This is a genomic window from Nocardia sp. NPDC049935 (assembly GCF_055586645.1).
On the sequence record NZ_JBVJHV010000011.1, the window covers coordinates 84,245 to 98,695 of the forward strand.

At 69.0% G+C, this 14,451-nt stretch carries 8 protein-coding genes; 5 read left to right on the top strand and 3 right to left on the bottom strand.

Annotation, left to right across the window (positions count from 1 at the left end):
- The first annotated feature begins 59 nt into the window (after window positions 1-59).
- The 4 genes from ACZ6SF_RS31445 (at window position 60) to ACZ6SF_RS31460 (ending at window position 10,561) form a co-directional block, all read left to right on the top strand.
- On the top strand, window positions 60-2,741 hold the full coding sequence (locus tag ACZ6SF_RS31445) for a DNA polymerase III subunit gamma and tau (protein ID WP_466067137.1): 2,682 nt from the start codon (window positions 60-62) through the stop codon (window positions 2,739-2,741).
- A gap of 314 nt (window positions 2,742-3,055) precedes the next feature.
- Window positions 3,056-4,267: an acetyl-CoA C-acetyltransferase gene (locus tag ACZ6SF_RS31450; RefSeq protein ID WP_466067138.1), complete on the top strand. Its 1,212-nt coding sequence runs from the start codon at window positions 3,056-3,058 to the stop codon at window positions 4,265-4,267.
- Window positions 4,268-4,305: 38 nt separating this feature from the next.
- Window positions 4,306-6,456 carry a 3-hydroxyacyl-CoA dehydrogenase NAD-binding domain-containing protein gene (locus tag ACZ6SF_RS31455; protein ID WP_466067140.1) on the top strand — a complete coding sequence of 717 codons (2,151 nt, stop codon included), beginning with the start codon at window positions 4,306-4,308 and terminating at the stop codon, window positions 6,454-6,456.
- A 406-nt stretch (window positions 6,457-6,862) separates the two neighbouring features.
- The gene (locus ACZ6SF_RS31460; RefSeq protein WP_466067251.1) at window positions 6,863-10,561 is read left to right on the top strand and encodes a protein kinase domain-containing protein; all 3,699 of its coding nucleotides are present in this window, start codon (window positions 6,863-6,865) and stop codon (window positions 10,559-10,561) included.
- Between the two features lie 6 nt (window positions 10,562-10,567).
- On the opposite strand, the gene ACZ6SF_RS31465 is transcribed toward ACZ6SF_RS31460, so the two are convergent.
- Window positions 10,568-11,884, bottom strand: a complete 1,317-nt coding sequence (locus ACZ6SF_RS31465) for a class I SAM-dependent methyltransferase (RefSeq protein ID WP_466067142.1) — start codon at window positions 11,882-11,884, stop codon at window positions 10,568-10,570.
- A complete protein-coding gene (locus tag ACZ6SF_RS31470) occupies window positions 11,881-13,317 on the bottom strand; it encodes an FAD-binding oxidoreductase (protein WP_466067253.1) in 1,437 nt (478 codons plus the stop codon). Before ACZ6SF_RS31470 ends, ACZ6SF_RS31465 begins: the two co-directional genes overlap by 4 nt.
- A gap of 224 nt (window positions 13,318-13,541) precedes the next feature.
- Between ACZ6SF_RS31470 and ACZ6SF_RS31475 the strand changes: the two genes are divergently transcribed.
- Window positions 13,542-13,976 (top strand): SRPBCC family protein, encoded by a 435-nt coding sequence (locus ACZ6SF_RS31475; RefSeq protein ID WP_466067144.1) that lies wholly within the window; start codon window positions 13,542-13,544, stop codon window positions 13,974-13,976.
- Between the two features lie 76 nt (window positions 13,977-14,052).
- On the opposite strand, the gene ACZ6SF_RS31480 is transcribed toward ACZ6SF_RS31475, so the two are convergent.
- On the bottom strand, window positions 14,053-14,415 hold the full coding sequence (locus ACZ6SF_RS31480; protein WP_466067146.1) for a VOC family protein: 363 nt from the start codon (window positions 14,413-14,415) through the stop codon (window positions 14,053-14,055).
- Between the last annotated feature and the right edge of the window lie 36 nt (window positions 14,416-14,451).

Genomic DNA, 14,451 nt, shown 5'->3' on the forward strand with positions numbered 1-14,451 from the left:
CTCGGGGCCCGCAACCCGCCCCGCCGGAGGCGGGGCCGAAGATTCGGTAGCCTCTGGCCGTGGCTCTGTACCGGAAGTACCGACCGGCAACGTTCGCTGATGTGGTGGGCCAGGAGCATGTCACCGACCCCCTGTGTACGGCGCTCGATACCGGCCGGATCAGTCATGCCTACCTGTTCTCCGGGCCGCGGGGGTGCGGTAAGACCTCGTCGGCGCGGATTCTGGCCCGGTCGTTGAACTGTGCCCAGGGGCCGACGTCGACGCCGTGCGGTACCTGCGCGTCCTGTGTGTCGCTGGCGCCCGGCGGCGGTGGGAATCTCGATGTGATCGAGCTGGACGCCGCCAGCCACGGCGGTGTGGACGACACCCGCGAGTTGCGTGACCGCGCCTTCTACGCTCCCGCCGAGTCCCGCTACCGGGTGTTCATCGTGGACGAGGCGCATATGGTCACGACGGCGGGTTTCAACGCCCTGCTGAAGATCGTCGAGGAGCCGCCGGCGCATCTGATCTTCGTCTTCGCCACCACCGAGCCGGAGAAAGTGCTGCCCACCATCCGCTCGCGGACCCATCACTATCCGTTCCGGTTGTTGCCGCCCGCCACCATGCGCGGCCTGCTGGGCGATATCTGTGAGCAGGAGCGGGTGCCGGTGGAGGAGGCGGTGTATCCGCTGGTGATCCGGGCCGGCGGTGGTTCGCCCCGGGACAGCTTGAGTGTTCTGGACCAGTTGCTCGCGGGCGCCGGGAACGAGGGCGTCACCTATTCGCGCGCCGTCGCACTGCTGGGGGTGACCGATGTGGCGCTGATCGACGACGCTGTCGACGCGCTGGCGGCCAACGACGGCGCCGCTTTGTTCGGCACCGTCGACCGGGTGATGGAGGCGGGCCACGATCCGCGCCGGTTCGCGGTGGATCTGCTGGAACGGCTGCGCGATCTGATCCTGGTGCAGGCGGTGCCCGATGCCTTCGAACGCGGCCTGGTCGCGGCCCCGGGCGATCTGATGGACCGGATGCGGGAGCAGGCCGGGCGGATCGGCCCGGCGACGCTCACCCGCTGCGCCGAGTTGCTGCATTCCGGGCTGGGGGAGATGCGGGGTGCGACCGCGCCGCGGCTGCTGCTCGAGGTCGTGTGCTCGCGGATGGTGCTGCCGGCGGCGGACGAATCCGCCGCGGCGACCCTGCAGCGGCTCGAGCAGCTGGAACGGCGGGTGGCCGCCGGTGGGGTGGCGGCTCCCGGTGCCGGACCCGCCGAAGCCGCGCCTGCCGCCGCGCCCGCGCCGGCTCGTCCACCGGCCGATCCGTCGCGGCGCCGGGGGGCAGAGGCCTTGGCGGCCGTCCGGGAGTCCCGGACGGCGCGGACTCCGGATCGGGTCCCGGGTGAACCGGCGGATTCCGGGCCCGCACCGGCTCGCCCGGCCGCGCCGGCCCCCGCGACCTCGTCGGCTCCGGCCGCGGCGGACGACCGGGTGGGTCCCCCTGAACAGGTCGGGCCCAGGCGGGCGCCGGAGCCCGCGGCCGAGGTGCCGAAGGCCGGTACCGAGCAGATCGGACCGCAGGCCGAAGCGGGCGATTCGAGTGCCGCCAGGGGCGCCGTACCGTCGGCCGAATCGGCTGCCGGGGGTGGATACGAGACCGCCCGCGCCGAGGAATCGCAGACCGCCCCCGACCAAGGGCCCGTTCCCGGGCCGACTGCCGCCGCCCGGCCCGGTGGGTCACCCGAAGGCGGTTCCGAAGCTGCCGCGGGCCGGAGGCAGGACGCTGGGCCCGGGGCCGCCGCGGTTTCGGGGCCCGGGAGCGACTCGGCACCCGGATCCGAGGCCGCCACAGCCGCCGGGCCGGTATCCGCCGCAGCGCCCGGCTCCGATCCCGCCGCCGCGGCGGAACCCGCGCCCGCCGCACCGGGGCCCGAGCCCACCCCGGCGACCGGTGGCCAGGACCTCCTGGCGGAGGTCGAGGCGGCCTGGCCCGAGATCAAGGTGAAGGTCCGGGAGTTCGGGCCGACCATCGGGGCCATGCTCACCTCGGGGGCCTCGGTGGCCGGGGTGGAGGACGGCGAGATCCAGTTGGCCCACCATGCCGCGCTGGTGCAGCGGTTGTCGCAGCCGCAGCCGCTGTCGGCCGTGCGTTCGGCGGTCGCCGCGGTGCTCGGACGCGAATACCCGGTGCGCTGGGTGGTGGCCGGGCAGCAGACCGCCCGGGCGTCCGCCGGCCGGGAGCGCGGTGGCCGCAAGCCGGCGCGCGACGGTGATTCCGGTGACTCCGACGGCGGCGGTCGCCGAGCACCGGTCCGGCGGTCCACGGCCGGGCGCGCCGCCGAGGACGCTCCGTCCGGCCGGGCGGGCGATAGCGCGACACCGCCGACCGAGAGTTCCACCGCCGGTGCCGCGAACCCGGCCGCGTCCGGTGCGGCCCGGACCGAGGATCCGGGCCGCGCCCCGTCCCGTCGGACCGCGGGCGGGCCGCCGCGTTTCTCCCGTCCCAGCCAGGCCAAATCCGGCACATCGGCGGCCGTGGACCCCTACGGCGATGTGCCGCCCCCCGACTTCCCCGATCTGCCGGACGACCCCGGCGGCGGGGAGTACGGATACAGCGCGGCGGCGGTTCCGGCCTCCACTCCGGAGGAGGAACAGGAGATGCTCGCGGAGTCGGCGCGACCGGTCGCGCCGGGCGATCGGCGCGACCCGGACGAGGTCGCTCTGGAATTGCTGGCCAGTGAGCTGGGCGCCACCCGGCTGAATGGTTGACAAGCACCTGTTCGACCACGTTAAGTTAACCGGAGTTCGCATCCGGCGGTAGTATGGGCGGGTGGCTGCGGACTTCGGCGTGACGAGGTTCTATGGTGGGCCGTGACGTACGGTCCGCCGGGTACCCGTCCGCCGGGGCGTGCCGTGGTTTGTACAGCGTATGCCCGCGCGGGTGACCCACCCGTGACACTGACCAACCGAATGCTGGCCCAACTGAATACGGACGGTCGGTCGAACGGCCGGTCGGCGAGGTAACTCGCGTCTGCCCCGCCAGGTGCGCAGCAGGCGTATTCCTAGGAAGGAAACACTCCGATATGACCACAGAGGCCTACATCTACGAGGCCATCCGCACCCCGCGCGGCCGCAACAAGAAGGGGTCGCTGCACTCGGTCAAGCCGATCGATCTGACCACCGGGCTGGTGCAGGAGCTGCGCAAGCGGTTCCCGAACCTGGACGAGGACCGGATCTCCGATCTCATCCTCGGTGTGGTTTCCCCGGTCGGTGACCAGGGCTCGGATATCGCCCGTACCACCGTGCTGACCGCCGGCCTGCCCGAAACCGTCGGCGGTGTGCAGATCAACCGTTTCTGTGCCTCCGGCCTCGAGGCCGTGAACATGGCCGCGCAGAAGGTCCGCTCCGGTTTCGAGGATCTGGTCCTGGCCGGCGGCGTCGAGTCCATGTCCCGCGTGCCCATGGGCTCCGACGGCGGCGCCTGGATGCTCGATCCGGCCACCAACTACGACACCTACGTCGTACCGCAGGGTGTCAGCGCCGACCTGATCGCCAGCATCGAGGGCTTCAGCCGGGAAGACGTCGACGCCTACGCGGTGCGGTCGCAGGAGCTGGCCGCCAAGGCCACCACCGGCGGCTACTTCGCCAAGTCGATCGTCCCGGTCAAGGACATCAACGGCCTGACCGTGCTGGATCGCGACGAGCACATGCGTCCCGGCACCACCCTGGAAGACCTCGCCAAGCTGAACCCGTCGTTCGCCGGCGTCGGCGAGATGGGCGGCTTCGACGCGGTGGCGCTGCAGAAGTACCACTTCGTGGAGAAGATCGAGCACGTCCACCACGGCGGCAACAGCTCCGGCATCGTCGACGGCGCCGCGCTGGTCCTGGTCGGCACCGAAGAGGCCGGTAAGGCCTCCGGCCTGACCCCGCGCGCCCGGATCGTCGCCACCGCCACCAGCGGCGCCGACAGCACCATCATGCTCACCGGCCCGACTCCGGCGGCGCACAAGGTGCTGGCCAAGGCCGGTCTGACGGTCGACGATATCGACCTGTTCGAGATCAACGAGGCGTTCGCCTCCGTGGTGCTGAAGTTCCAGAAGGATCTGCGGATCCCGGACGAGAAGCTGAACGTCAACGGCGGCGCCATCGCCATGGGCCACCCGCTGGGCGCCACCGGCGCCATGATCACCGGCACCATGGTCGACGAGCTGGAGCGTCGTAACGCCCGGTACGCCCTGGTCACGCTGTGCATCGGCGGCGGCATGGGTGTTGCCACCATCATCGAGCGGGTCTGATCCCACCGGTCACTGATTCAACAAGGAGACACAGAGCTGTGAGCGAAGCCAACATGATCGGTTGGGAGAAGGATTCGGACGGCATCGTCGTTTTGACGATGGACGACCCGAACCAGGGCGCCAACACGATGAACGACCTCTACAAGAAGTCGATGACCGCGACGGTCGAGCGCCTCGAGGCCGAGAAGGACGATATCGCCGGTGTCGTGCTGACCTCGGCGAAGAAGACCTTCTTCGCCGGCGGCGACCTGAAGAACATGATGCAGGTCGGCCCGGACAACGGCCCCGAGCTGATGGCGGAGCTGAACGAGATCAAGTCGGCGCTGCGCCGTCTGGAGACCCTCGGCAAGCCCGTCGTCGCCGCCATCAACGGCGCCGCGCTCGGCGGCGGCCTGGAGATCGCGCTGGCGACCCACCACCGGATCGCCGCCGATGTCCCCGGGTCCCAGATCGGCCTGCCCGAGGCGACCCTCGGCCTGCTGCCCGCCGGTGGCGGCATCATCCGCACCGTGCGCATGCTCGGCCTGCAGACCGCGCTCATGGGCGTGCTGCTGCAGGGCCAGCGCAACAAGCCGGCCAAGGCCAAGGAGATCGGCCTGGTCGACGAGCTGGTCGGCTCCATCGACGAACTGGTCCCCGCGGCCAAGGCGTGGATCAAGGCCAATCCCGAGGGCGGCGTGCAGCCCTGGGACAAGAAGGGCTTCAAGATCCCCGGCGGCACCCCCGCCTCGCCGGCCTTCGCGGCCAACCTGCCCGCCTTCCCGGCCAACCTGCGTAAGCAGCTCAAGGGCGCCAATATGCCCGCCCCGCGCGCCATCATGGCCGCGGCGGTCGAGGGCTCGCAGGTCGGCATCGACGACGCGTCGCTGATCGAGTCCCGCTACTTCGTGCACCTGCTCACCGGGCCGGTCGCGAAGAACATGATCCAGGCCTTCTTCTTCGACCTGCAGACCATCAACAACGGTGGTTCGCGCCCGAAGGATGTCCCCAAGAAGGAGATCAAGAAGGTCGGCGTGCTCGGCGCGGGCATGATGGGCGCCGGTATCGCCTACGTATCGGCCAAGGCCGGCTACGAGGTCGTGCTCAAGGACGTCACCATCGAGGCGGCCGAGCGGGGCAAGAACTACTCGGAGAAGATCGAGGCCAAGGCGCTGTCCCGGGGCAAGACCACCGAGGAGAAGTCCAAGGCGCTGCTCGACCGGATCAAGCCGTCCGCCGATGTCGCCGATTTCGCCGGCGTCGACTTCGTGATCGAAGCGGTCTTCGAGAGCACCGAGCTCAAGCACAAGGTGTTCCAGGAGATCGAGGACGTCGTCACCCCCGACGCGCTGCTGGGCTCCAACACCTCGACCCTGCCGATCACCGGCCTGGCCGAAGGTGTGAAGCGCCAGGAAGACTTCATCGGCATCCACTTCTTCTCGCCCGTCGACAAGATGCCGCTGGTGGAGATCATCAAGGGTGGGCGGACCTCCGACGAGGCCCTGGCCCGGGTGTTCGACTACACCCTCGCCATCAAGAAGACCCCGATCGTCGTCAACGACAGCCGTGGCTTCTTCACCTCCCGCGTGATCGGCACCTTCGTCAACGAGGCGATCGCCATGCTCGGCGAGGGCATCGAGCCCGCCACCATCGAGCAGGCCGGTTCGCAGGCGGGCTACCCGGCCCCGCCGCTGCAGCTGACCGACGAGCTGAACATGAAGCTCATGCAGAAGATCGCCAAGGAGACCGAGGCGGCCGCCAAGGCCGGCGACGCCGCCATGGGCACCGAACGGCATCCGGCCATCGACGTGGTCGACTACATGGTCGAGCAGGGCCGCCCGGGCCGTCTGGAGAAGGCGGGCTTCTACGAGTACGACGAGAACGGCAAGCGTCTCAACATCTGGCCGCAGCTGCGTGAGCACTTCAAGACGGTGCGCGATTTCAACGCGCCGCTGCAGGACCTGATCGACCGGATGCTCTTCGCCGAGGCCATCGAGACCCAGAAGTGTTTCGACGAGGGCGTGCTCGAGTCCACCGCGGACGCGAACATCGGCTCGATCTTCGGTATCGGGTTCCCGGCCTGGACCGGTGGTGTGCACCAGTTCATCGTCGGCTACCCGGGCGGTCAGGCCGGGTTCGTGGCCCGCGCCGACGAACTGGCCGCGAAGTACGGCAAGCGCTTCGAGGTTCCGGCCTCGCTGCGTAAGTAAGGATCCGGACCGGGCGGTGTTCCTCCCGGAACGACCCACGACCACCCGTCCCGCGCACCGCGCGGGGCGGGTGGTCCTGTTCCGGGCACGTCACCGGTCGATATCGGATCGGTCGAGGTAGACACGCGAACGGCCGGGAATCCCGCACATCGGGGTTTGTGGCGCGCTACGTTGGAGTGGAAGACCGGAACGGAATCGCGGTGGTCCGGCCGCCGCAGCCGATTCGTTACGAGTGCGAGGTGGTGAGATGACTCCACGAGCGCGTTCGGGCCCGGAGGGCCGCGAATCGGAGAACGCCTACGTCGCCTACGTCGCCGCCGATACCGGCGAGCCCGCCGAGGTTCGCGCGGACGAGGCCGCCGCGGCCGAAGCGGGCGAGCGCGGAAAGCCCGGTCCCGAACCCACGATGGCCGTTCCGGGGCCCGATGCCCGGGCCGGGGCCGAGGAGACCGAGAAGATCGCCGCCGAACTGGCGGCCATGGGTTTCACCGAGGCGCAGGAGATCGGGCGCGGCGGTTTCGGCATCGTCTACCGGTGTGTACAGCGGGCATTGGACCGGGTGGTCGCGGTGAAGGTGCTGTCCTCCGATCTCGACTCGGAGAGCCGGGAACGGTTCCTGCGCGAGGAACATGCCATGGGCCGGCTGTCCGGGCATCCCAATATCGTCGATATCCTGCAGGTCGACGTCACCGCCAGCGGACTGCCGTTCATCGTGATGCCGTTCGCCACGCACGGGTCGCTGGAACGGCTCGTGCACGACCACGGCCCGCTCGGCTGGCCCGATACGCTGCGAGCCGGGGTGAAACTGGCCGGCGCGATCGAGAGCGCGCATCGCACCAGCATTCTGCACCGTGACGTGAAACCGGCGAACGTGCTGCTCAGCTCCTACGGAGAACCGCAGCTCACCGATTTCGGAATCGCCCGGATGCCCGGGGGTTTCCGCACTTCGAGCAGCCAGATCACCGGTTCACCCGCCTTCACCGCGCCCGAGGTCCTCAAGGGCGCCGACCCCACGGTCCGCTCGGATGTCTACGGGCTGGGCGCGACCCTGTTCGCACTGCTCACCGGCCATGCGGCGTTCGAGCGGCAGGCGGGCGAGCGGGTGGTCGCGCAGTTCCTGCGCATCACCACCCAGCCGGTCCCCGATCTGCGCGAACAGGACATCCCCGCCGATGTGGCATCGGTGATCGAAGAGGCCATGGCCCAGGATCCGGCCGACCGCCCGGAATCGGCCTACGAGTTCGGCGAGATGCTGCGCGCGGTGCAGAGTGCCCACGGGCAGGTCCCCGACGAGATGGCGCTGCTGGATCCCGAGGTCACCGGACTGGACGCGGTGGCGGCGCCGCATGACCGTCCGTCGGTGACCGCGCGCCGCAGCTGGCCGCTGCTGCATCCCACACAGTCGGGTTCGCGTAGTGCGCTGCTCGGCGGCGCCGCGCCCGTGGCGCCCGCACCGTCGGGGGTCGAGGGTCCGCGCGGGAGCACGGCGGCGCGGACACCCGAGGGTGGACGACTGGGCGTGACCGGTCCGCGGCTCGGTCACCACGGTCCCGGACCGCGCGCCACCGGCGGCGCCTGGGTATCGGGTCCGACGACGCTGCCGCCGAGTCCGGCCACCAAGTTCCGGCCGCCGAGTACGCCCCGGGAACCGGTACGCCGGCCGCGGTTGCTGGATATCCTGCGGCGCGGGGTGGAACGGCGGCTGACGGTGATCCACGCGCCCGCCGGATTCGGCAAGAGCGTGCTGGCCGCGCAGTGGCGTGACGAACTGGCGGTGCTGGACCTCCCGGCGGCCTGGATCGGTATCGACAGCGGTGACGACAACGAGGTCTGGTTCCTGGCGCATCTGATCGAGGCCATCCACCGGGTCCGTCCCGATATCGGCGCCGGGCTCGGGCAGATGCTCGAGGAACGCCCGGCCGATACCGTCGCCTACGCGGTATCCAGCCTCATCGACGAACTGCACACCAGCCGGGAGCCGGTGGTGGTGATCATCGACGACTGGCATCGCCTCACCGACCCGGGTGCGCTGCGGGTGCTGTCCTCGCTGCTGGACAGCGGCTGCCACCACCTGCGGTTCGTGGTGACCAGCCGCGACGCCTCCGATCTGCCGATCGGCCGGATGCGGGTGAACGACGAACTGGTGCAGCTCGATTCCGAACAGCTGCGCCTCACCCGCGCCGAGGTAGGGGAGATCCTGGTCCAGCGCAACGGGTTCGATCTCGATTCCGACCAGCTGGACAAGCTGTATTCGGCCACCGACGGCTGGCCCGCCGCCATCCAGCTCATCGCCCTGGCCCTGCGCGACGACCCCGATCCCACCCGGCTGCTGGCCCGGTTGTCCGAGGGCGGGCACGGTATCCGCGAGTATCTGGCCGAGAACGTGCTGGATTCGCTCGAACCGGAGATGCTGGACTTCCTCTCCGATATCTCGGTCGCCGAGGAGGTCAACGCGTCGCTGGCCGCCGCGCTCACCGGGAACGAGCAGGCCGCGCAACTGCTCGAACAGGCCGAACGGCGGGAACTGTTCCTGCGCCGCACCGATGAGGACACCGACTGGTACCGGATGCAGCCGCTGTTCGCCGAATACCTGCGGGCGCGCCTGGACCGTACACGCACCGGGCGGACGCGGACCCTGCACCGGCGGGCCGCCCGCTGGTACGCCGAACATCAGCTGCTGCGTAAGTCGGTGGATCATTCGCTGGCCGGTACCGATTTCAAAACCGCCCTCGACCTGCTGGAGAGCGGCGGTATGGATCTGATCGACGGTTCCCGGGTGGCGACCCTGCTGGGTTCGGTGTCGAAACTGCCGGTGCAGCAGGTGGCCTCGCGGTCGAAACTGCTGATGGCGGTCGCGCGGGCGAATGTGAACCTGCAGCAGTCCACCGCCGCGCGGTCGGCGCTGAACCGGTTGTCGAACGCGCTGTCACGCAGTACCGAGGACGATTCCGAGGTGCGCCGGCAGCGGTGCCAGGCCGAGGTGCTCGCCGCGGCCGACGAGATCTCCCACGACCGCTCCGCCGGAGTGCAGGAGCGCGTGGCCGAATCGCTGCGGCATCCGGACGAACTCCCGGCCTGGACGGTGGCCACCGCGGCCAATATCCACGCCTACGTGCAGATCTGCGAATTCGATTTCCCGGCGGCGGCCGAAATGCTCGAATGGGCGCGGCCGTACCAGGAACGGTCGCGGGAGCCGCTCGGCGAGATCTTCGCCTGGTGCGGACGGGGACTGATCGCCTACGAACAGCTCGATATCCCGGCGGCCCTCGACGCCTACCGGCGGGCCCACGAGGTCGCGCGGAAGCGGGCGGGTCCGCGGTCCAACGGAGTACGCGCCGCGGCCGGGCTGCTCGGTGAACTCCAATACCGGCGCGGCGATCTGGTCGCGGCCGAGGAATTGCTGGACGAGAGCTACCAGCTGGTGGCCCGGGTCGGGCCGATCGAATCCCTGATCGCGACCATCGTCACCGGCGCCCGGGTGAAGGCCCTGCGCGGCGACCTTCCGGCGGCCACGGTGCGGCTCGCCGAAGGGGCGCGTATCGCCGCCGACAATCAGCTCGGCCGGCTGGGCGCGCAGGTCCGCGCGGAACAGGTCCGGCTGGGTGTGCTGCCGCCCGATGCCGCGCCGTTCCACGGCGGCAGCACCGCCCGTGGTCTGGTCCCGGCCGGTGAGCCGGGTGCGGCGGCCGAACCGCCGACGGCCCTGACCCTGGAAGCGGGCGAGGTCGCCACCATCCGGGAATTGCTCGCCACCGGTAGCCGGGACGAGGACGAACGCGCGGCCCGGCACGCCCGGGCACTGCAGAGCCGCACCCGGGATCAGGGCAGGCCCCGGGCCGAGCTCGATATGTCGCTGCTGCTCACCGAATGCCTGGCCGCCGCGGGCTGGGTGGGGGAGGCCGCGGCGTTGCTGGCGCCCGCGGTCGCCACCTGCGCCGGACTCGGGTGGAGCCGGCCCCTGCTGGACGCGGGGCCGGCCGTACTCGAGATCCTGCGCGTACTGCGTGACGATCTGCCGCTGACCGCGCCGGACGGAACCGACGCGGTCCGCACCCTGAGCGGGACGCGAGTCCCCATCCGGTTCCTCGACGACCTGCTCAGCTGAGGGAGGCTAGGGCTGCCACCAGGGGCGCAGCGGTACCTCCGGGAGTTTGCCGGGGCCGAGTTTCACGCCGAGCACCTGATGCAGCTGCACGACATTGCGTTCGAATCCCAGCCGGCTGCCCGCCATGTACAGGCCCCAGACCTTGGCCGTGCCCTCGCCCGCCTCGGCCACGCAGGCATCCCAGTTGGCCACCAGGTTCTTGCACCATTCGGCGAGGGTCAGCGCGTAGTGCTCACGCAGGTTCTCCTCGTGCACCACCTCGAGCCCGACGTTCTGGATCTCGCTGATGATGCGCCCGGAGCCGATCAGCTCGCCGTCCGGGAACACGTAGCGGTCGATGAAATCGCCGGCCTTGGTGGTGCGGGTGTTGTCGTGCCGGGTGATGCAGTGGTTGAGGAACAGGCCGCCGTCGCGCAGCTTGCTCTGGATGAACCGGAAGTAGTACGGGTAGTTCTGGACCCCGATGTGCTCGGTGAGCCCGATCGAGGACACCGCGTCGAAATCGGTCTCGGCGATATCGCGGTAGTCCGAATGCCGTACCTCGGCGAGTTCGCCGAGTCCTTCCTCGGCGATCTTGCCCTGCGCCCAGGCCGCCTGTTCGGCCGACAGCGTGGCGCCGATGACCCGGACACCGCGCTTGGCGGCGTAGCGGACCATACCGCCCCAGCCGCAGCCGATATCGAGCAGGCGATCGCCTTCCTTCAGCCGCAGCTTCTCGAACACCAGCCGGTACTTGTTCTCCTGGGCCTGCTCCAGCGACCAGTCCCGGTCGCCGTAACAGGCGCAGGTGTAGGTCATGGACGGTCCGAGGACGTACTCGTAGAAGGTGTTCGAGACGTCGTAGTGATGGTGGATGACCTCGGCGTCGCGGGTCTTGGAGTGGCGGAGGCCCTCCAGCGCGATCCGGCGCCACCGGGGCAGGGTCTCCTGCGGCGGCGGCGGAACCGGGCGCAGCCGCTCCCAGCCCAGCGAGCGGGCGATGGCCACCAGCGACAGCGCCGACGGACGTTTGAACTTCAGGTCCGTCATGGCCGCGAGGATGGCGTACGGATCGCCGGGGTGGACTCCGGCGGCGTCCATATCGCCGGATATGTAGGCCCGCGCCATACCGAGGTCACCCGGGGCGTTGGCGAGGTAGTTGATACCACGCGGATTGCGGATCTCGAGTGCGAACTCGGAGTCCACGGGACCGGTGGTGCTGCCGTCGTATGCGGTCAGCTTGATGGGAACATCGCCGTCGACCAGGGCTTCGACCACCTCGGCGATACTGAGCCGGGTGCCCAGGTCCGCGAAAGCGTCGGATCTGTCCTTGAATGTCGTCATCTGCGTTGCACCGCCTTCGAATACAGATCCAGCAGGCGCTGGCCGGGATCGTAGCGTTTCTTCAATTCTGTGTAGCTGTCACCGCCGTAGAGGGCGGCGAATTCCTCGGGCTCGTAGAACGAATCCGAGTACAGGGATTTGTGTCCGTCGAATTCTGTGACGGTTTTCTCGATGGCACGATTCGCCGCGCCATCTATCTGCCCGGCCGTTTTGGGAACGGCCGACCAGAAACCTATGTTGACGTAGGTGCGCTCGGGTCGCAGCGGATACAGCGGCCACGGCCGCTCGTCACCGGGGTTTCCGGTATCGCGCAGCCGCAACGGGCACAACCAGATCGGTTCGATGGGTATTTCGCGCAGGAACCATTCCACGAAATCCGCGGTGCGCTCCACCGGCACTTCGATATCCTGCACCACCCGCTCCTGCGGTGGATCCCCCTTGCGGGCGGCGAGCTTGTCGCCGATGTTGTATCGGTGGTCCAGCGCGATCAGCTTCCAGTAGAAACTGCTGCGCCGATAGCGTTTCGGCCAGAACCGGCGGATCTTCGGATTCTGGGTTCCGAAGGCGCGTGAGCACCAGAACCAGTCGGTATCCCAGCGCCAGAGGTAGTCGTGGATGGTGAGACGGTCCCGTTTCGGCTCCGGGCCGTCGTGCTGCAGGGAGCGGTAGTAGATATCCATCCCGGTGTAATCGCTGACCGGGCCGGGTTCGTCGGTCTGGCGGCCCAGCGTCAGATAGCTCTCGTCCGCGCTGAAGACGACACCGTCCAGATAGTCGACGGTTTCCCCGTCGTGGGCGCGCTCGCGCACGATCCTGTCCAGGGTGGCCTCGAGTTCGCGCAGGTCGTGGAATCGCAGATGACGCAATGCCACATAGGGCCGCACCGGCTCCAGTTCGATCTTCAGCCGGGTCGTGTACCCCAGGGTGCCGTAGGAGTTCGGGAAACCGCGGAAGAGATCCCCGGTCGCCCCGTCCGGGGTGATGGTGACCAGCTCGCCGGCGCCGGTGAGCACCTCCATCTCCAGCACCGATTCATGCGGCAGGCCGTTGCGGAAGGAGGTCGATTCGATCCCGAGCCCGGTGACCGCGCCGCCCAGGGTGATGGTCTTGAGCTGCGGCACCACCAGTGGGGCCAGGCCGTACGGCAGCGTCGCGGCGACCAGATCCTCGTAGGTGGTCATTCCCGCGACCTCGGCCGTTTTGGCGGTGGGATCGACTTCGATGACCCGGGTGAGTCCGGATACGTCCAATCCGGGCGCGGTGTTCTTCGCCCGGGCCCGGAACAGGTTCGAGGTTTTCTTGGCAAGCCGGACATCGGCGCCCGCCGGGATGGCACGGTAACTCGCGAGCAGGCGTTCCACACCTGCCCGATATGCGGCGAAACCGGATTCAACTGCGGCCGGATTGTGGCCGGCCTTCCCCAACAGACTCATTGCCACGGTTAGACGCTAGTCCTACTCGGTCTCGATCTGCCACAGCGGGGGGAGCGCCGAGGGCGAAATGTCACATATCCGTTGCATCGCGTTCGTCGGAGTGTTCACGGTGCTTGACGGTATTTTTCGGAATTGTCTGGATTCCGTTCCCGCCCCGCACGCGACAGCGCGCCGTGTACACAGCAGGATGGGGCTGTCACAACGTATCCGGATAGGAGTTCACCGTGGGACAGGTCAAAGCCGGCAGCTCGATCGAGGTCGCCGCAGACCCGCAGCGCACGCTGGCGGCGGTCACCGATTACACGGAGGTGCGCCCGAAGATTCTCTCGGCGCATTACCGCGATTACAAGGTGGTCGAGGGCGGCCAGGGCGACGGAACCGTCGCCGAATGGACGCTGCAGGCCACCGAGAGCCGGGTGCGCAATATCCGCGCCCAGGTCACCGTGGCCGATCACGTGGTCACCGAGAAGGACGCCAATTCCACTCTCGTCAGCACCTGGACCATCACCCCGGCCGGTAGCGGTTCGCTGGTGACCCTGGACACCGTCTGGCAGGGCGCCGGCGGGATCAAGGGCATTTTCGAGGGCATCTTCGCTCCCCTGGGTCTGCGCAAGATCCAGGACGAGGTGCTGGGCAACCTGAAACGCGAACTCGCCTGACAGGGCGGACCGGTGCGGCGGCGGGTCGCTCGCCGCACCGGTCCGGCGCCGGGCGTCCGGACGGCCGCCGGTGCGCTCAGTCGTGCTCGGCGATATCGAAGAGGTTGCCCTCGGGATCGGCGAGGGTGGTCCAGTTCAGGCCGAACTCGTTGAAATCCCCCACGTGCCGGGCGCCCAGGGCGATGGCGCGTTCGACCTCGGCCCGCAGATCCGTGGCCGTCAGATCCAGGTGGATCGAATTCTTGCCCGGGGTCTTGTCCGGCACCTTGAGGAACATCAGCGGCGGGGTCATCCCGGACTCCCGGCCGACCGTGGCGTAGAAATCGGCGGCGCCGGGATCCACCGGATCGGCGGGGTGGTCGAGCAGTTTCGAGTAGAAATCCGCGAGCGCTGCCGGGTTGTCACAGTCGTAGGTGGTGGCGGCGATGGTCGGTGCCATGGAAGGGTTCCTGTCCTCGGAAGAGTGGGGTCCGCG